The following is a 17,263-nucleotide window of genomic DNA, read 5'->3' on the forward strand; positions in this document are numbered from 1 at the left end:
CCGCATCGCCGGAGAGCATGATTGTGCGCTGCCTGAGTGAACGCGGCGCCCTCTCGGCGTCGCAGATCGCACGCGTCACCGGCCTGGCGCGCTCGACGGTCTCAACCGCGCTCAATGGCTTGAGAAAATCGGGCATGGTGATCGAAGCCCCGACCAGTCGCGAGGGAATCAGAGCTATTGGCAGGCCAGCCGCGGCCGTGACGCTCAATCCGACAGCCGGTACCTGCGTCGGAATTCACCTCGGACTTCAGCAGATACGACTGATCGTTGCCGATGTCTCGCATTCCGTCATTGCCGAACAAACTATCCCCATGGCACTGGACTACCAACCGCAGCAGGCGGCCCAGATGGCCAAATCGGCAATTGCCCAATCTTACGAGGAAAATGGTCTGCCGATGGCGGGGCTCCTGGGGGTTGGGATTTCCGTCTCTGGTCCTGTCAGCCGCGATGGAGTGGTCCTGCGCGCCAGCATCGTTCCAACATGGGCCGGCGTCAACATACGAGATGTGTTCGGACCCGTGCTGGAGCGGCCGATCTTCGCCGACAACGAGAGCAACTGCTCGGCCATTGCGGAGCTGATGTGGGGCGCGGCAATCGGCCACGACGATTTCGTCCTGTTCAAGATCGATCTGGGGGTCGGTGGCGCCATTGTCCAGCATGGCCGGCTGGTGACGGGCATCGCCGGCGGCGCCGGCGAATTCGGGCACATCAGCATCGATCCCGGCGGCGATCTTTGTCGGTGCGGCAATCGCGGATGCCTGGAGCTCTATGCGAGTTTTGCCCGGCCACTGGAACAGATTTCGCGAGTCGTGCGGCGGCAGGTCACCATGGACGATGTCATCATGATGGCCAAGGAGGGCGACGTCAGGGCGTTGCGGATGATCGAGGATACCGCCGAGATCGCCGGCCGGGGTCTCGGCTTGATCGGCTCGGTGCTCAATCCGCCGCTCATCATCATCGGCGGCCAGATGGCGTTGGCGGGCGACATTCTGTTGATGCCGCTGATCGCGTCCTATGAACGCCACACGCTCATCAAGTCCCGCGATATCGCTCCGGCCCTGCGCACGCGAATAATCGTTGGCAAGCACACCGAGAACGATGCATTGCTGGGCGCGGTCGGACTCGTGCTGAGGCATCAGACGAAGGAACTGTCGCTCGGCTGATCAATCCAACAAACTGCCCCGCTACCCCATGCTGCGGGGAGGTGAGGAGGATCAACTCCTCGCGCTCGAAGGGGGAGCAGCTGCCCCTGGAACAATGTCGGTGTTTTGGGCCACCTTTATCCGCCAGCCCGACTGTTCTTCCTTCACAACCAAAAGCAGAATGCCTTTGCGTGTACCGGCCGGTGAGCCATCCGGAGCAAATGCACCGGTCAGGGTCCACGCATAATGTACCGATGCAAGGCCGGGAGCTAATCCAACAACCGACGAGACAAAACCCTCCAATCGGCTGTCACGAAACATCGTTTCATGCGTTGCGCGGTGCGCCCCCTCGATCTCGGCGCGATTCTTCCACCACATTCCCACGACATTGACGAAATTGGCCTCCTCGGAGAACAGCGCTGCGAAATCGTCCATATCGTGCCTGTTCCACGCATCGGCAAAGGCCGTCGCGATATCTTCAGGTTTGCTGACCACCAGTGCCATGGCGAAAATATCCTTGCGTTCTGCTGGCTTGCAGTTTCAAGCATAGCACGGTCGCTATCAATTACAGGTCCCGCCGCACGCTTCTTCCTTGGCTGCGAGACAGAACAGCCATGGGACCTCCGCACAGTCAACTGCGAAGACCGTCACGGATGGACGAGAAATAGCGGTCGGTTCCTACCTGCCCGCCCTTCAGCGCAACCTCCAGCCCGTCAATCGCTTTGACGTGCGAATGAGCAACGCAAAGTGGGGAACCAGGCGAGGCGGGCAGAGGCATCCTGACGGTCAGCGCGTCGACGCCCATTTGTCCCAGCGCATGGCTTGACGTGTCACCGCCGGCAATGACCACGCGCCGCAAGCTCTGCTCGTCAGTCAATTGGCGCAGCAGCGCACCAAGGCCGCGGCCAAGCTTGTGGCGGGCGCCGTCCTGCCGGTCGATTTCGGCGCCCCTGTCGGCTGCAGGGCCAAGCGCGGTGTAGAGGATGACGCTTCGTCCGGCTTGCAGGCTGGCGCGGCCGCTTGCCGCCGCACGCGTGATCGCCTGCTGCGAAGCCTCCGAAACCAGTTCGACAGGATCGACCTCGATGCCGTCGAAGCCGTCGCTCAGGGCATGCCGGATCTGTCGTTCGGTGGTCGGCGAGCAACTGCCCGACACGACGGCGATCCGGTCGGCGGCGCCTGGCGGCGTGAAGCCTGGTCCGGCGCCGACGACGTCATTCGACGCCCATTCGGCCAGCAACGCATACTCGACGCCGGACGAACCGGCGACAAAAGAGCCGCCCGGCTTGCGCATGCGCCATATCTCCTTGCCTGCAAGGGCCTGGGTCTCCCGGCTGTCGACGTCGACAAGCACGATGGCCGTGCCATTGTCCACGAAGCGATCGAATGCCTGCGACCGCTGCTCCGACTGCAGAGTCGCAAGGTCGATCAACCCCGACGTGAGATCCGTCTGCCGCGACAGATGGATCAGCAGGTCCGATTCATCCATCGGCGTCGTCGGGTGGCGGCTCATCACCGGATGGCGGTCGATGCGGAAATATTGGTCGCGATAGGCCGCGAACAGATGGCCGAAGGCGGTGTAGCGCTTGAGCTGCGGCGCGCCGACCAGCAGCGGCACGCTATCCTGTTTGAAGACCTCGCGGCCAATCTCGATCGCCCGGCCGATGCTGCCGATCGTCGGGCTGGAATCGAAGGTCGAACAGACCTTGTAGTGGCAGATTTCGGCTTTCAGCGTCTTCAGCCAGGCGAAGGCGTCGCGCAAATGCGTGTCCATCCAGTGCGGCGTCTCGCTGCGGCTGGTGCCGGCCAGCCCGACCGCCTGGCAATGCTTGAATTGGGCAAGCAGAGCCTCGTCCGGCTGTCTCATGAACAGCACCGTCGGCACGCCGCCGAGCTCCAGCGCTTCCATGACGTCGGTCGAGCCGGTGAGGTCGTCGCCATAATAGCTGAGCAGCAGGTTCTGCATGACCTCAGGCCGCCTTGCCGTCGCCGAACTTTTCGATCGACCGTGCCAGTTCGGGGTGGTTCAGGGCGAAGTTCGCCAGCGGGATGCCGTCGACCGCCGCTTGCCAGGCTTGCTGGACGGCGCGCACGCCGGCGCCTGGCCCGTCCGGATGGCTGACGATGCCACCGCCGCACAGATAGAGCAGGTCGACCGTGCGGCCGGTTCGTTCGTAGGTCTCGGGCGCCTGTCCGCCCCACTGGCCGGAACCTGCGACCGGCAGCGCGCAATCATCAGGCGAAAAGATCGGCGTCGTCACTGCCTTGAAGGACTCGATGAAGGATGCATCCGGCTCCCAATATTTTGAAGCGATGCCGTTGATCTGGAACTGGTCGACGCCGAGCAATCGCCAAAACTGCTGCCAGACCTTGAAATCCATGCCAAGGCCGGGGTGGCGGGTGAGGATGTCCCAGCCGTTGCGATGGGCGTGCAGCACCAGGCTGGAGCGTTTCCTTAAGTAGGCCATGCCGCCGAAGCCGATGGAGTTGATGTTGATCACCGCGCAATTGCCGCCGGCCTTCGCCACCAGATCGTGGTTGCGCATCATCTCGTCCGGGTCGGCATGCGAGATGCCGAAGGCATACATCACCTTCTTGCCGGTCTTCTGCTCGTGGTCGAGGATCAGCGGCATGATCGCCTTCACCCGCTCGGCCAGCGGCGAGTAGGCCGGGCTCATCAGCTTTTCGTCGTCCTTGATGAAATCGACGCCGGCCTCGATCAATTCGCCGACCATCTCGGCGGTCTCATGCGGCCGCAGCCCCAGCGCCGGCTTGACGATGGTGCCGATGATCGGGCGTCCCACGATGCCGGTCAGCTTGCGGCTGCCGGCGACGCCGAACTGCGGGCCGGGATGGGCGCCGCGATAGTCATCAGGCAGCTGCATGTCGACGATGCGGATGCCCGACAGGCCCTTGATCGAATAGGTGCCACCGATGGCGATGGTCATCAGGGCCGAAAGGTCGGTGCCGATCGCGTCGAACGGGAATGCGATGTCGACATCGGCGCGCTTGAAAGGCCCCCCGCCGGCCTCGGGAATGGACGGTTGCTCCGCATCGGGCAGATGCCGGATCGCCAGCACTCGCGCCGCCACGCGGGCCTTCAGCTCCTCGGTCTCGCCGGGCAGGGCGACGAAGGTGCCGGTCGACTGGTCGCTGGCGATCTTGGCCGCCAGCGCCTCGATGTTGCCTGACGTTTCGATGCGATAGGTGAAGGTGATCATGGGGAGCCGGCCGGTCGAAAAGGGTCCGAAAAAAGTTTCGTCACGTCTGAAATCTGGTATAATGAGTACATAAGTATTGCAAGCAAATATCCCACTTCGCGCAGCGGGGGCGGGCAAAGGTGCAGGCATTCCGGGAATCGCACCGGCAGTGCTAAACAGGAACCGGGCCAGGGAGTGATTCGTCACGATGAACCGTTCGGAGCCGATCGTCCGGCGCAAACTTTCCGACGAAGTCTTTGCAAGGCTGAAGCGGCTGATCACCAGCGGCGAGTTGCAGCCGGGCGACGACATGCCGTCGGAGCGCGAATTGATGGAGCGCTTCGAGGTTGGCCGGCCGGCCATCCGCGAGGCGATGCAGGCGCTGAGCAATATGGGCCTTGTCGCCATCTCGCATGGTGAGCGGGCCAAGGTGCTGCAGCTCACCGCCAAGTCGATCATCAAACAGGTCGACGGCGCGGCCAAGATCATCCTGTCGTCGTCGAAGGACACGCTCGAGCACCTCAAGACCGCGCGCATTTTCTTCGAGCGTGGCATGGTCAGGGAAGCCGCCGAGAAGGCCACCGTCGAGGATGTGCAGCGGCTCAAGGCAACCGTCGCCGAGCAGCGTGCCGCGCGAGGTGATTCCGAAGCCTTCATTTCCGCCGACATGAAATTCCACACTCAGATCGCGACGATATCGGGCAACCCGATCTATGTCGCCGTCAGCGAGGCGATGCTCGGCTGGCTGAAGGAATATCACACCGAAATGCTGATCTGGACCGGCAAGGAACAGTTCACGCTGACCGAGCACGAAGAGATCATCGGCCGCATCGAGAAGAAGGATGCCGATGGCGCCGAGAAGGCGATGATCAAGCATCTGGAGCGCTCGCGCGCCCTCTATGTGATGAATTCCGAAAAGTAATCTGATTCAGCCGATCCGCGCGATCGCGTAGGGTGCCATCACAAGATGGCCTCGGTCAAACTCCGAAAGGTCGACCGCAACGTCGCTTGCCGTCAGGTTCGTCAGCCACACGACTGTCTTGCCCGAGGGTGAACGCCCGGCCAACGCCATTACCCGGGTCTCATCGCTCGTTTTGGCCGTGACATGTTTAAGGCCAGCCAGTTCGCAAAGCACCTTGATGGCTTGGAAGATCGGTCGGGGTGACCCTTCGGCAACGGGTTCCCCAGATGCAGCCAGCACGCCGAATGGCCCGGTGAAGCCGGACAGCGTCAGCATCTCCAGGCCGGCCGGCGCGACCCGCGCGACATAGCCGATCGTCCAGGCGGCGGCGAACTGGCCATTCTGGCGCGGATCGCGGTTCGCCATGGCGATGCGCTCTCCCCGCGGATTGTCCTTGGTGGCGCCGCCATAGGGGTTCTGCCGCATGGCAATGGTCGAGGGCCCGATCCGGTAGGGCCTGTCGCCGAAGATCGCCCGCGCCGACCGGGTGATGAACGGCAACGCCTCCAGCGACTGCATGACGCTGAGATCATCGGCGGCATGCACGATCGGGCAGGTGCAATGGCTGACGAAATCGAGCAGCCCGGCCGGGACGCGCTTGCGGTTGAGCTCGGTGAAATAACTGAACATGCCGCCGCCAAGACGGATATCCGGGAAGGCCCGGCGCGCGGCGGCGTAGACATCTTCCAGCGGCGGGCAGGGCGGCCAGGCGCTGCCTGGTGGTGTCGATTGCCGATCGACCGAAGGCGAGACCGCTATGGCATCGAGCCGCAGGCCCGCCCGGCGCACCAGGTCGACGATATCGGAGAGTTCGGCATCGAGATCGCCGCTGCAGGCGACCACGCATTCGAGCGTTGTGCGGGCGGGATAAGCCGCGGCGAGCCGGGCGAAAGAGCGCAAGGTATCGAGCCCATGGCCGCCCGTCGGATCGTAATGAAGCAGCAGTTGCTGCGGGCCGAGCGCCGACAGTGTTGGGAGGTTCGCCAGCGCGGTCTCGACATCGCCGGGATAGAGGATCACGCCGACATCCGGAAGCGCCGGACCGGGCTCGCCGAGCGTAACGCGGATCGGGCCAGATGGCCCGGTGGTGGCCGGCGTCTTGTCGTCGCTGGCAATGCGTAGGCTGATCGTCTGGCGGTTGGTTTCGCCGGCCGGCAACACATAGGGCCAGGGCAGCGCCAGCGGCCGTACATAGGTCTTGTAGGAAGCATCGGACCAGTTGCGCTGGTCTTCCATTTCGAAGACGTCGCCTTCCATGCGGCATTGCGCGGTGACGCCGGGCCGCACTTCATGCGTGATGGCGCGCAAATCCTTGAAAGGCTGCCAGGGATCGATCAGATCAGGCAGTCTCGTCGCCGCCACGCTGCCATCCGTGTGCTCGACCATTACGGGGCTGCCGGCGAGGCCGGCGATTGGATGCAGGATGCAGAAGCCGCAGCGGTTGGTCTCGAAATCACTTTCGGGCAGCGCGTTGACGTCGAAGACCAGCTGCCCATCAGAGGAGCCTTTGATGGTGGCGTGGAAGGCGAGCCGGCTTCCGCCAGGCCCGGTGCAGCTTGCCGCGTAGCTGACGGAGAAAGCATCGGCACCCTGATCGATAGTCAAGTCCGTCAGCGCTGGCTCATAGGTGCCCCAGTCGCGGTCACGAACGACATAGGCGATGGCACGCAGCACCTCCGCGCCGCCATGGCGTATTGTGCGCAGATTGCCGTTGACGAAATCGGCACTGAGCGGGCCGGCGATCAACCGGACCGGTTCGGTCTCCGCCGCGTGCGTGCCGCAAAGGAGGAAGCGATCCGTGGTCATTCCAGCAGGTCGTCGATCCGCACCGGTTGCCGGCTTGCGGCGCCGGTATAGGCAGCCTCGACCAGCGCGAATGTCTTGAGGTTGTCGGCGCCGGAGGTCGCCGGCCCCTTGCCTGATGCAATGCAGTCGACCCAGTGCCGCTGGATCGCCAGCACGCTTTCCTGGATGTTGTGCCATGGCCGCGAGGCCCAGGGCAGAAGCGGCGGCGAGATATCCCTGACCGTTGTGCCGCTCTTGCCGGTGACGGTCAGCTGGTATCCCTGCGCCAGCCGGAGCGTGCCGTCGCTGCCGTCGATCTCGATCAACGTTTCGGGAAACGGCTCGACGGCAAGCCTGGTCGCATAGCTGCAATCGACCACCGAAATGGCGCCGTTCTTGTGATCCATCAGCATCGTGGCGACATCCTCGCCGGCGATGGCCGGGTTGATGCGTGCGGTGCGGGCAGTAAGGCTCGACACGTCGCCCAGCAGAAAACGGGCGATGTCGAGGATGTGGATGCCGAGATCCTCGATGATGAAGCGTTTTCCCGTCGCCAGGTAGGGCTGGCCGGAAAATACGTCATAGGCCGAGCGGAAGGAGATACGCCCGAAGAAGGGCGTGCCAATTTCACGGCTGTCGAGCATGGCGCGCACAGCCTGGACCGGCGACTGCCAGCGGAAATTCTCATGCACCATCAGCGGCACGCCGGCCTCGGCGCAGGCCGCGACCATTGCCTTGGCGTCGGCCAGCGTCGGCGCGAAGGGCTTCTGGCAGATCACCGGGACGCGGTTGGCGGCCGCCATCTCGACCAGCGGCCGATGGCTGGCCACGGTGGTGGCAATGTCGACGAAGTCGAGCGTCTCGGCCGCGAACAGCGCGGCTGCATCGGTGTAGCGCCTTGCCACACCGAACTGGTCGCCGACGATCCTGAGCCGCTCCGGATCGCGGTCGCAAATGGCTACGATCGCGGCGCCCTCTATGTCGCGCCAGGCATGCATCTGGTTGACGGCGAAGAAGCCGCAGCCGATCAGCGCTCCGCTCAAAGTCGCCATGATCAACCCGCCTTTGCCATCTGCATCAGGGTGACACGCTGCTGAAGCCGGCGCTGCGCCTGGTCGACGACGACGGCGACGATGATGACGAGGCCCTTGATCACCATCTGCCAGAACGAGCTCACCCCCATCATCACCAGCCCGTCCGACAGGATGCCGATGACGAAGGCGCCGACGATAGTACCGCCGATCGTGCCGCGACCGCCCGACATCGAGGTGCCGCCAAGCACCGCCGCGGCGATGGCATTCAGTTCGAAGCTCTCGCCTGTCGCCGGGTGCGAGGCCATCAGCTCCGACGAGATGATCAGGCCGACGATCGCCGCGCAGAAGCCGGAGAACATGTAGACGAACATCTTGACCATGTTGACGCGCACGCCCGAAATGCGCGCCGCGCGCTCGTTGCCGCCGACGGCGAAGATGTGGCGGCCGAGCGGCGTGTACCGGGCGAGATAGGCAGCACCCAGCGCCACCACGATCAGGATCCAGATCGAGACCGGCAAGCCGACGAGCCGACCCGCACCGAGGAAGCCGAAGCCGGTGGTGCCGAGCTCCGGCTTGCCGACCAGATTGGGGAAGGTGCGGCCGTCGGACGACAGCAGCGCCAGGCCGCGCGCCACATAGAGGACGCCGAGCGTGGCGATGAACGGTGCGACATTGAGCCGGGTGATCAGCAATCCGTTGACGGCGCCGATCAAAATGCCGACCGCCAGGGTGATCAATGCGATCTCCACCACGTTGAAATAGATGGTGTAGCCGATCTGCAGGTCGATGCCGTTGAGCACGAGATAGCCGGCCACCATGCCGCACAGGCCGACGATCGAACCGACCGAAAGATCGATGCCACCGGTGATGATGACGAAGGTCATTCCCATGGCGAGGAAGGCGTTGAGCGCCACATGCTTGGCCATCAGGATCAGATTGGCGGCCGAGAGGAAGTTCGGCGCCGCGATGGAGAAGAACACCAGCACGGCAATCAGCGCGATGAAGGTCCTGAGCTTCATCAGCGTCAGCAGCGCGGAGCCGCTGGAGGCCGAGGAGTGAGTCGCCCTGGCCGGAATGTCAGTCATTAGCGTTGCTCTCCAAATTCTGGGGCAAGATGTGCGGGGCGGGTCCATGGCCGAGCGCCGATGCGGCGACAATCGCGGCTTCGCTCGCCTCGGCGCGATCGAACATGCCGGTCAGTTTGCCATTGCTCATCACCGCGATCCGGTCGGACAGCGCCATCACCTCGTCGAGATCGGAAGTGGCGAAGAGGATGCCGAGCCCATCGCGTGACAACTTGCGCATGGTGCGGAAGACATCCGCCTTGGCGCCGACATCGATGCCGCGGCTCGGCTCGTCCATCAACAGCACCTTCGGTTCAGTAAGGAGCGCCTTGCCGATCACCACCTTCTGCTGGTTGCCGCCTGAAAGCGACGAGACTTCCTGCGCCGGATCGCCGACCTTGATCGAAAGCTCGCGCACCATCTGCCTGACTCCCTGCCGCTCTGCGCCGCCTCGGATATGGAACAAGCGCACGAAACGCGACAGGCTGGCCAGCGTCAGGTTGCTGGCAACGGATAAGATCGACACCAATCCCTCGCGTTGGCGATCTTCCGGAATCAGCGCCAGCCCGCGCCGTATGCGCCGCGTCGTGTCGCGTTCCCTGATATGTTTTCCGTCGATGAAGATCTCGCCGCTGGCATGGCCGTGGCGGCCCATGATGCAGTCGAACAGCTCGCTGCGCCCCGCGCCCATCAGGCCGTAAATGCCCAAAATCTCGCCGGCGCGCAGCGACAGCGAGACATGGTCGACCGCCAGTCCGCCGGTGACGCGCGGCAGGCAGATGTCCTCGGCTCGGAAGATCTCCTCGCCGGGAACATGGCCGTCGGCCTTGGCGAAATCCTTGGCGTCCGAGCCGATCATCTGCCGCACGATCCACTGCGTGTCGACGTTCTTCACCTCTTCCTGGCCGGTGATGCGGCCATCACGCAGCACGGTGATGTAATCGCCGATGCGGATCAGCTCCTCCAGCCGGTGCGAGATGTAGACGATCGCCACGCCGCGCGCCTTGAGGTCGGCGATCACCTTGAACAGGATCTCGACTTCCGCCGCACTGAGCGCCGAGGTCGGCTCGTCCATGATCAGGATGCGTGCGTCGAGCGAAACAGCCTTGGCGATCTCGACCAGCTGCTGCTGGCCGATGCGCAGATCCTCAACCAGCATGTCCGGCCGGATACCGGCTTCGAGCCGATCGAGGAATTCGCCGGCCCGCCGCTCCTGCGTCTTGCGGTCGATCTTGCGAAACCGGTTGGTGATCTCGCGCGTGGCGAAAATGTTCTCGGCGACCGTCATGTTGCCGAACAGGTTCAGCTCCTGGAACACCATGCCGATGCCGCGGGCCACGGCATCGCCGGAGGAGGAGAAGGAAACCTCGTTGCCGTCGAGCATGATGCGCCCGGCCGTCGGCTGCTCGACGCCTGCGATGATCTTCATCAGTGTCGATTTGCCGGCGCCGTTTTCGCCGACGAGCACATTGACCGCGCCCTTGCGCACCTCGAAATTGGCCTGCTTGACCGCGACGGTGCCGGCATAGACTTTCGAGACGTCTTCGAGCTTCAGGATGACGTCATGATCAAGCGCCGCGCTCATGGCTTAGGCCCGATCTCGGCCTCCGCCGGGGTCACCAACGGCAGGTCCTGGCCGCCTTCGATCGTGTAGGCGCCGAGCACCTTGGCGGTGCGGCTCTCCAGCGCTTCGCGCGGCAGCTTGGACAGCGCGGTCTTGTCGGCATAGGCATTGAACGCCTTGCCGAACTGGGCGAAGTCGATCTGGTTGGTGAAATCGTTGAACTGAACGAAATCGAGGCTGTCGCGCAGTGCGGTTCCGCGCATCGCCGGCCCGATCTGGACGTGCACATCGGCCCTGCCGTCGCCGTCGACGTCGATATCCATCGTCGCCGCGCGCGACTGCGTGTTGGCGGCGACGATCTTGCCCTCGACGCGGACCGCGAAGGTCCATGGCGCATTCGCCTGCTTCTTGGGATTGCCGTATTTGGCGCCGGCCGCCGCCGGGTCGGTCTTCGCCAGAGCATGGACCTCGGCAAATGGCCCAGCCTTCCCTTGCAAATAGGGGATCACCTTCGAAGCCCAGATCTCCTCGACCATCTTGTCCGGGTTGAAGCCGGACGCGTTGCCTGCAACCCCTTGCGCCGATGGCGTCGGCAGGACCTTGCAGGCGCTGAGGCCGATGCCGGCGACCAGCGCGAGGATCGGCCAAGTTGCCTTAATCGGCCGGATCGGCTTACTGAGCATGGCGGTCAAAGCTTCCCATTGAAATGGAGGCGAGGGACGAACCAAGGTTCGCCCCTCGCTGTTTGCGTTGCGCTGGCTCAGTTCTTCAGCGCGAAGGTTTCCAGCTTGGCGGCATTGTCGCCATTGATGAGCACGCAGTCCATCAGCTGCTTTTCCTTCTCGGGCGACTTCTTGTTCTTGATGAAGTCGTTGGCCTGCTCGACCGCCATCTGCGCTTGGGCGTAGGCCGGCTGCAGCACCGTCGCCTTGATGCCGCCCGACGTGATGGAGTCGCGCACGTCGTTGGAGCCGTCGAAGCCGACGACGATGACATCCTTGCGGTTCGCCGCAGCGAGCGCCGCATTAGCGCCCATCGCCATCGTGTCGTTGCCGGAGATCACGCCCTTGATATCGGGATTGGCCTGGAGGATCGATTCCATCTTGGAATAGGCCTCGGTCTGGCTCCAGTTGGCCGACTGCTGCGCCACCATCTTGAGGTCCGGATAGTCGTCGATGACGTCGTGATAGCCCTTGGAGCGGATGCCGGCATTGGTGTCGGATTCCTTGCCCACCAATTCGACGAAGTTACCCTTCTCGCCCATCAGCTTGACGAATTCCTGCGCGCCCAGTTGGGCTCCCTGGTAGTTGTTCGAGACGATCTGCGCCACGGCGACGCCGGTGGCATTGATCTCGCGGTCGATCAGGAAGGAGGGGATGCCGGCGTCCTTGGCCTTCTGCACCGCAGCGACGGTGGCGTCGGCGCCGGCATTGTCGAGGATGATGGCCTTGGCGCCGCGTCCGATCGCGGTGTCGATCAGCTCGGACTGCTTGTTGGCGTCATCGTCATGCACCAGCACCAGCGCTTCGTAGCCGAGTTCCTTGGCCTTTGCCTCGGCGCCGACGGCTTCCGCCTTGAAGAACGGATTGTCGTGCGAGGGGGTGATGATCGCGATCAGGTCGGCCGCGAAGGCCGGCGCAGCCGTGCCCAGTGCCAGTACGCCAGCGAAAGCCGCAAGTGTCATTCTGCGAGTAAGTTTCACTAAGTCCTCCCGTTAAGAACATGGGCCTCGACCAGTCGAGGCCACTGTCTTCATTTGAAATCGTCAGACAGGGCGGGGCAAAACGCCGCCTGGATCGGCAAAGCCGTTTGCCGGCTTTTCGACCGAACCGATTTTCGCGCCCGTCCCCGCCATCCTCCGCTCGTTCCGATGCCTCCTCCCAGCGGAGAAGGATCAGTCCCGAGTGCGTCAGCAGCTTAGCCAACTGGTATAATGAGTCAATCACTAATTCAGATGATCTGTATCTAACCGCGCACCTTGCTGCGGCGAAGGGAAATGCGCGCCTCAGGTGATGCGCTGGATGCTGGCGGCGATTTCCTCCGGCTCGAAGACGCGCTTCCAGTCATCGCGCATCAGCACCGGCTTGCCGAACTCGATGGCCTTGTTGCAGGCATCGGAGAACACGCCCTTGGTCTCGCCGAAGATGACGGCGCCGAGCACATTCATGTGGCCGAGCAGGAAATCGAGCGCGGCCTGCCGGTCGACGCCGCGCGCCACGACCTCGTCGAGCGCTTCCTTCATGACGACGAGCAGCGAAGCGCAAACTGTCTCCGAAAGGCCGGGCTCCAGCAGCGCCATATGCTCGACCGTGACCCGGTGCGAGCGCATCACCGGCGCCCAGATGATCTGCGCGATCTTCTCACCCTTGGCGTAGTCTTCCTCTGGCCCCTGCATCAGGGCGCTGACGAAGTGCTGCTTGGCCTTGACGCCGCCGAAGAAGTCCTTCTTGGCGGCCATGTCGGTCTCGTCGTTGAAGATCGGCGGATGGCAGGGATGGGTCACGAAATAGGTAAGGTCGGCACGATCAGGCAGATGGCCGGCGAAAGGGGCCGCCGCATCGAGCACGATCACCATCGTGCCGGACGAAAGCTTGCTTTCGATGCTGGCGGCGACCTTGCCTATATGCGTGTCCGGCACCGCCAGGATCACGACTTCGGCGTCCTTAAGCGCCTCGTCGGCGTCGACCGCATCGAAGCCCAGACCGGTTTTCAGCCGCTCCTTGCCGGCCTCGCTGATCTCGACATGGCGGATCGTGTAGTCCGATCCGCGAAAATTGGTCGACAGGCGGTAGCCCATTTTCCCTCCCGCACCAAACAGCGCAATCGTTGTCATCTGGCCTTGCTCCTTGAATTCTGGATGATCGTCGCGCGATCATCATCTTATATACTGGTATGATCACTCTACCATAATTTGGCAAGCGGAATTGTCGGCCTGCTGGTCACTCCGGCAACGACGCGGCCGCCTTTGCCTGCGTCTTCGGCGTCGCTCCATCTGCAGGCTCGGTAGTGGTGCGCCGCGCCAATGCCTGTCGGCCGGCAAGCGCCAGGACAAAGATGACGACGATGCCCTGGACGATGTCCTGGGCGCCGGGCGGCAGCCCGATAATCTGCATGGTCGTCACGATCAGGATGAGCAGGATGCTGGCGCACAGGGTGCCGAGCGCGGTCGCCGAGCCGCCGAAGATCAGCGTGCCGCCGAGCACCACGGCGGCGATCGACTGCAACAGATAGGGCTGGCCCATTTCGAGGAAGGCGCCGCCGATATAGGCGCCGAGCATCAGGCCGTCGAGCGAGGCCAGCACCGACGAGATGATGAAGGCCGCTGCGATCACCCGGCCATTGCTGATGGCGGCGAGCCGGGCGGCCGCGCGGTTCTGGCCGACCGCCGACAGGAGCTGCCCGAACACGGTGTAGCGCAGCACGAAGGAAGCCGCCGCTACGCCGAGGATGGCGATGATGGCCATGATCGGGACGCCCGAGATGCGGCCCGTCGCCAGATCCTTGAGCGCCGGGCTGACGGCAAAGCCGGGGATTGCCTTGTTCGACAGCAGCGTCGCGGTCGCCAGTACATAGCCGGTGGCGAGCGTCGCGATGATCGCCGGAATGCCGAGGCCGACGACCAGCAGCGAATTGAGCAACCCGACCGCGAGGCCGAGCAGGACGGCAGCCGTGACGCCAATAGCAAGGTTGGCATCCTGGCCCTTGATGGTGAGCAGCGCGACGAAGGCGCTGAGCGTGATGACCGAGGCGACGGAAAGATCGATATTGCCGCGCCCGGTGGTGACGACGAACATCTGGCCGATACCGACGACGGTCAGGAACGAGGCCGACAGCACGATGCCCGACAGGCTGGACAGGCTGAACCGGTTGGTGACCACGGAGAGCACGAGCCAGAGCAGGAGCACGCCGATCGCTGCCCAGATCCAGCGGTTTTTCTGGGCCCAAACAGTGAAGGCGGACAGCGCGTTCATTGTTCGCTCCTGCGGTCCGCGGTCAGGCCGCGCAACGTCAGGAGCGCGATCAGGATCAGCCCTTGCGTCGCGGCGTTGAAGTCGCTGCTGACATTGAGCGTGCCGAGCAGTGCGCCGATCAGCGACAGCGTCACCGCGCCGGCGATGGCGCCAACCGGCGAGACGATGCCGCCGAGCAGCGAGCAGCCGCCCATCACCACGGCGGCGACGCTGAGCAGCGTGAACGAATTGCCGGAGTTGATGTCGCTCGCCGTGTTGATCGCCGTCAGCGACAGGCCGGCGGCCGCCGCGAACAGCCCGGCGATGAGATAGCGCACCAGCGCGTAACGTGTTGGCGACCAGCCCGAGCGGATCATTGCCGTCGGATTGTTGCCGAAGCCTCGCAGCACCACGCCGAGTGGCAACCGGTCGATCGTCAAGACCACCAGGGCAACAGCCGCGATGAGGATGATCGATGTCGGCAGGAAGTCGAGCGACCAGCCGAACAGCGCCGTAAGCCATTCAGGGCTGGCGCCGCCTGGCGTCGGCTGCAGCGCATAGCCCAGCCCCACCCAGATGAAGGAGGCGCCGAGCGTGACGACGATAGCTGGGATCTTGCGTGCCTGGATCAACCCGCCGAGCCCGGCATACACGGCCACCGCCGCCAAAACAGCCAGCGCACCGAGCCATGGCTGGTCGTAGAGCAGCGTCGCGCTGAGCACGCTGATCAGCCCGGCGAACGCGCCGACGCCGAGATCGATTTCGCTGCCGCCGACGATGAACATCTGTGCCGCCGTCACCAGCACCAGCGACAGCGCTGGCATCAGCAGCAGATCGAGGCCGAAGATCGAGGCGACCGCCGGATTGGCCGAGATCATCACCGCCAGCACGGCGGCGAGGCCGATGAAGGGGGCTGCGTTCACCAGCCTGCGGACAAGCCCGGCGGCGCCGGCCTTGGCCTGCGCGGCGTCGATGCGCTTGTCCGCCTGTTGGACGAAAGACGCCCCGACGATCGCCGCTTCGGTGATCGCCTCACCGGTCAGTTCCTTGACGATCCGGCCGCCGGCAAAGATCAGCACGCGGTCGCAGGCCAGCAATTCGGCGTCCTCGGTCGTGTGCCAGACGAGTGTCCGCCCGCCGCGTGCGATGTCGTTGCAGAGCCGGTAGAAATCTTGCTTGGTGGCGATGTCGACGCCGCGCGTCGGATCGTCAAGCAGGATGATCGGCGTATCGGCGACGAGCGCGCGGGTAACCAGCGCCTTCTGCTGATTGCCGCCGCTCAGCTCCAATATGTTGGACCCGAAGCGATTTTCGTCGAGCCGCAGCCGACCTGCGGCGTCGGCCGCGGCCTCGCGGTTGTGGCGATCCGAGACCAGGCCCAAGGACGGGCGGCGCGCAAGGCTGCCGATGGAGATGTTGCCGAGCACGCTCCACAGCGGGAACACGCCTTCCTTCTGTCGGTCGCCGGCAATGAAGCCGGCCTCGCCGGTTCTCGTGACGGCGGCATCCTTTGCTGGATTGGGCTTGAAGATGGCATGCAGCAGCTCCTTCTGGCCGCTGCCCTCGAGCCCCGCCAGCCCGACGATCTCACCGCGCGCGATCTCGATGTCGCGGCCGAGTTCGGATGTCAGCGACCCGGACAGCCGCACCAATGCGCCCCCGGTGCTGGCGACGATGGCGCCATGCTGGTGGATCGAGTTGGCGTCGCCGCCCATCAACTGCACCAGCTTGCTGAACGACGTATCCGCCACGTCGCCGCGCCAGGCCGTGCGTCCGTTGCGCAGCACGACAACCTGCGCGGCGATGTCGATGATTTCCTGCAGCTTGTGGCTGATGAAGATGAAGGCGAGGCCAGCCTTGGCTCGCTCTCGGATGAAGGCCCTTAACTGCCTGGAGCGATCGAGATCAAGCGAGGAGGTCGGCTCGTCGAGAACGATGAGCCTGACGCCGGGCGTGGCGGCGGCGCGTGCGATCTCGACCATCTGCCGTTCGGCGATGGAGAGTTGGCCGACTTCCGCGTCCACATCGATGCCATTGCCGGGGAATACGGCATCCAGCGCCGCGCGTGCACGGCCCAGGTAAAGCTTCCGCCAGCCGGGCCGGCTTGTCGCGTCCTGTGGCGTCTCCAGAAAGAAGTTCTCGGCCACGGAGAGGTTGGCACACAGCGACAGTTCCTGATGCACCATGCGGATGCCGCTCCCTTGCGCTTCCGCCGTGTCGTAGTCGGCGAAGCTCAGCGTCTGGCCGGCGAACGAGATCGAGCCGAGGGTCGGCCGCATCGTGCCGCAAAGAATGCGCATCAGCGTCGATTTGCCGGCGCCGTTGCCGCCGACGAGTCCGATGATCTCGCCGGCCGAAACGGCGAGGTCGATCTCGGCGTTCGCCAGCGTCGGCCCGAAGCTCTTGGTGATCTGTGAAAGCGAGACGATTTCCTGCCGGATCGAAGCGGCGGGTGCCATGGCGGCTGCACGCTTCTGATCGGCAACGGCAAGGTGGGACATTCGTCCTCCGTTTCTTCACGGCCAGGGATCGGGCGCTTTCGGCGTCCGATCCCTTATTCTGG

At 64.0% G+C, this 17,263-nt stretch carries 14 protein-coding genes; 2 read left to right on the forward strand and 12 right to left on the reverse strand.

Annotated features, from left to right (window positions below):
* The first annotated feature begins 17 nt into the window (after positions 1–17).
* Positions 18–1,163: an ROK family transcriptional regulator gene (locus FJV83_RS00345; protein ID WP_185973460.1), complete on the forward strand. Its 1,146-nt coding sequence runs from the start codon at positions 18–20 to the stop codon at positions 1,161–1,163.
* 51 nt (positions 1,164–1,214) lie between these two features.
* Here the strand turns inward: FJV83_RS00345 and FJV83_RS00350 are convergent, their stop codons facing one another.
* The 3 genes from FJV83_RS00350 to oiaX form a co-directional block, all read right to left on the reverse strand.
* Positions 1,215–1,646 carry an SgcJ/EcaC family oxidoreductase gene (locus FJV83_RS00350; RefSeq protein ID WP_142886943.1) on the reverse strand — a complete coding sequence of 144 codons (432 nt, stop codon included), beginning with the start codon at positions 1,644–1,646 and terminating at the stop codon, positions 1,215–1,217.
* A 127-nt stretch (positions 1,647–1,773) separates the two neighbouring features.
* Positions 1,774–3,108 (reverse strand): four-carbon acid sugar kinase family protein, encoded by a 1,335-nt coding sequence (locus FJV83_RS00355; RefSeq protein WP_095793634.1) that lies wholly within the window; start codon positions 3,106–3,108, stop codon positions 1,774–1,776.
* A gap of 4 nt (positions 3,109–3,112) precedes the next feature.
* Positions 3,113–4,363, reverse strand: a complete 1,251-nt coding sequence (gene oiaX, locus FJV83_RS00360; protein WP_142886944.1) for a 3-oxo-isoapionate-4-phosphate decarboxylase OiaX — start codon at positions 4,361–4,363, stop codon at positions 3,113–3,115.
* A gap of 187 nt (positions 4,364–4,550) precedes the next feature.
* Between oiaX and FJV83_RS00365 the strand changes: the two genes are divergently transcribed.
* Positions 4,551–5,264 (forward strand): transcriptional regulator NanR, encoded by a 714-nt coding sequence (locus FJV83_RS00365; RefSeq protein WP_095775511.1) that lies wholly within the window; start codon positions 4,551–4,553, stop codon positions 5,262–5,264.
* Between the two features lie 6 nt (positions 5,265–5,270).
* On the opposite strand, the gene FJV83_RS00370 is transcribed toward FJV83_RS00365, so the two are convergent.
* The 9 genes from FJV83_RS00370 to FJV83_RS00410 all read right to left on the reverse strand — a co-directional run bounded on the left by FJV83_RS00370 (position 5,271) and on the right by FJV83_RS00410 (position 17,201).
* Entirely contained in the window at positions 5,271–7,109 is a 1,839-nt protein-coding gene (locus FJV83_RS00370) for a hypothetical protein (RefSeq protein WP_142886945.1), read from the reverse strand.
* The gene (locus tag FJV83_RS00375) at positions 7,106–8,140 is read right to left on the reverse strand and encodes a Gfo/Idh/MocA family oxidoreductase (RefSeq protein ID WP_142886946.1); all 1,035 of its coding nucleotides are present in this window, start codon (positions 8,138–8,140) and stop codon (positions 7,106–7,108) included. The genes FJV83_RS00370 and FJV83_RS00375 overlap by 4 nt, the downstream gene beginning before the upstream one ends.
* Before the next feature lie 2 nt (positions 8,141–8,142).
* Entirely contained in the window at positions 8,143–9,207 is a 1,065-nt protein-coding gene (locus FJV83_RS00380; RefSeq protein WP_095790494.1) for an ABC transporter permease, read from the reverse strand.
* The gene (locus FJV83_RS00385; RefSeq protein WP_142886947.1) at positions 9,200–10,771 is read right to left on the reverse strand and encodes a sugar ABC transporter ATP-binding protein; all 1,572 of its coding nucleotides are present in this window, start codon (positions 10,769–10,771) and stop codon (positions 9,200–9,202) included. The genes FJV83_RS00380 and FJV83_RS00385 overlap by 8 nt, the downstream gene beginning before the upstream one ends.
* Positions 10,768–11,433, reverse strand: coding sequence for a DUF2291 family protein (locus FJV83_RS00390; protein WP_142886948.1), 666 nt, complete (start codon positions 11,431–11,433; stop codon positions 10,768–10,770). The genes FJV83_RS00385 and FJV83_RS00390 overlap by 4 nt, the downstream gene beginning before the upstream one ends.
* Before the next feature lie 77 nt (positions 11,434–11,510).
* Complete coding sequence (locus tag FJV83_RS00395) at positions 11,511–12,452, reverse strand: D-ribose ABC transporter substrate-binding protein (protein WP_095775517.1); 942 nt, start codon at positions 12,450–12,452, stop codon at positions 11,511–11,513.
* 303 nt (positions 12,453–12,755) lie between these two features.
* Positions 12,756–13,583 carry a phosphogluconate dehydrogenase C-terminal domain-containing protein gene (locus FJV83_RS00400; protein ID WP_142886949.1) on the reverse strand — a complete coding sequence of 276 codons (828 nt, stop codon included), beginning with the start codon at positions 13,581–13,583 and terminating at the stop codon, positions 12,756–12,758.
* 106 nt (positions 13,584–13,689) lie between these two features.
* Complete coding sequence (locus FJV83_RS00405) at positions 13,690–14,721, reverse strand: ABC transporter permease (protein ID WP_142886950.1); 1,032 nt, start codon at positions 14,719–14,721, stop codon at positions 13,690–13,692.
* A complete protein-coding gene (locus FJV83_RS00410) occupies positions 14,718–17,201 on the reverse strand; it encodes an ATP-binding cassette domain-containing protein (protein WP_142886951.1) in 2,484 nt (827 codons plus the stop codon). The genes FJV83_RS00405 and FJV83_RS00410 overlap by 4 nt, the downstream gene beginning before the upstream one ends.
* Between the last annotated feature and the right edge of the window lie 62 nt (positions 17,202–17,263).

This window comes from Mesorhizobium sp. WSM4307 (assembly GCF_007003945.1).
GTDB lineage: Bacteria > Pseudomonadota > Alphaproteobacteria > Rhizobiales > Rhizobiaceae > Mesorhizobium.

Coding starts and splice junctions, on each gene's coding strand:
- FJV83_RS00345 (WP_185973460.1), top strand. CDS start 18: ATGATTGTGCGCTGCCTGAGTGAACGCGGCGCCCTCTCGGCGTCGCAG.
- FJV83_RS00350 (WP_142886943.1), bottom strand. CDS start 1,646: ATGGCACTGGTGGTCAGCAAACCTGAAGATATCGCGACGGCCTTTGCC.
- FJV83_RS00355 (WP_095793634.1), bottom strand. CDS start 3,108: ATGCAGAACCTGCTGCTCAGCTATTATGGCGACGACCTCACCGGCTCG.
- oiaX (WP_142886944.1), bottom strand. CDS start 4,363: ATGATCACCTTCACCTATCGCATCGAAACGTCAGGCAACATCGAGGCG.
- FJV83_RS00365 (WP_095775511.1), top strand. CDS start 4,551: ATGAACCGTTCGGAGCCGATCGTCCGGCGCAAACTTTCCGACGAAGTC.
- FJV83_RS00370 (WP_142886945.1), bottom strand. CDS start 7,109: ATGACCACGGATCGCTTCCTCCTTTGCGGCACGCACGCGGCGGAGACC.
- FJV83_RS00375 (WP_142886946.1), bottom strand. CDS start 8,140: ATGGCGACTTTGAGCGGAGCGCTGATCGGCTGCGGCTTCTTCGCCGTC.
- FJV83_RS00380 (WP_095790494.1), bottom strand. CDS start 9,207: ATGACTGACATTCCGGCCAGGGCGACTCACTCCTCGGCCTCCAGCGGC.
- FJV83_RS00385 (WP_142886947.1), bottom strand. CDS start 10,771: ATGAGCGCGGCGCTTGATCATGACGTCATCCTGAAGCTCGAAGACGTC.
- FJV83_RS00390 (WP_142886948.1), bottom strand. CDS start 11,433: ATGCTCAGTAAGCCGATCCGGCCGATTAAGGCAACTTGGCCGATCCTC.
- FJV83_RS00400 (WP_142886949.1), bottom strand. CDS start 13,583: ATGACAACGATTGCGCTGTTTGGTGCGGGAGGGAAAATGGGCTACCGC.
- FJV83_RS00405 (WP_142886950.1), bottom strand. CDS start 14,721: ATGAACGCGCTGTCCGCCTTCACTGTTTGGGCCCAGAAAAACCGCTGG.
- FJV83_RS00410 (WP_142886951.1), bottom strand. CDS start 17,201: ATGTCCCACCTTGCCGTTGCCGATCAGAAGCGTGCAGCCGCCATGGCA.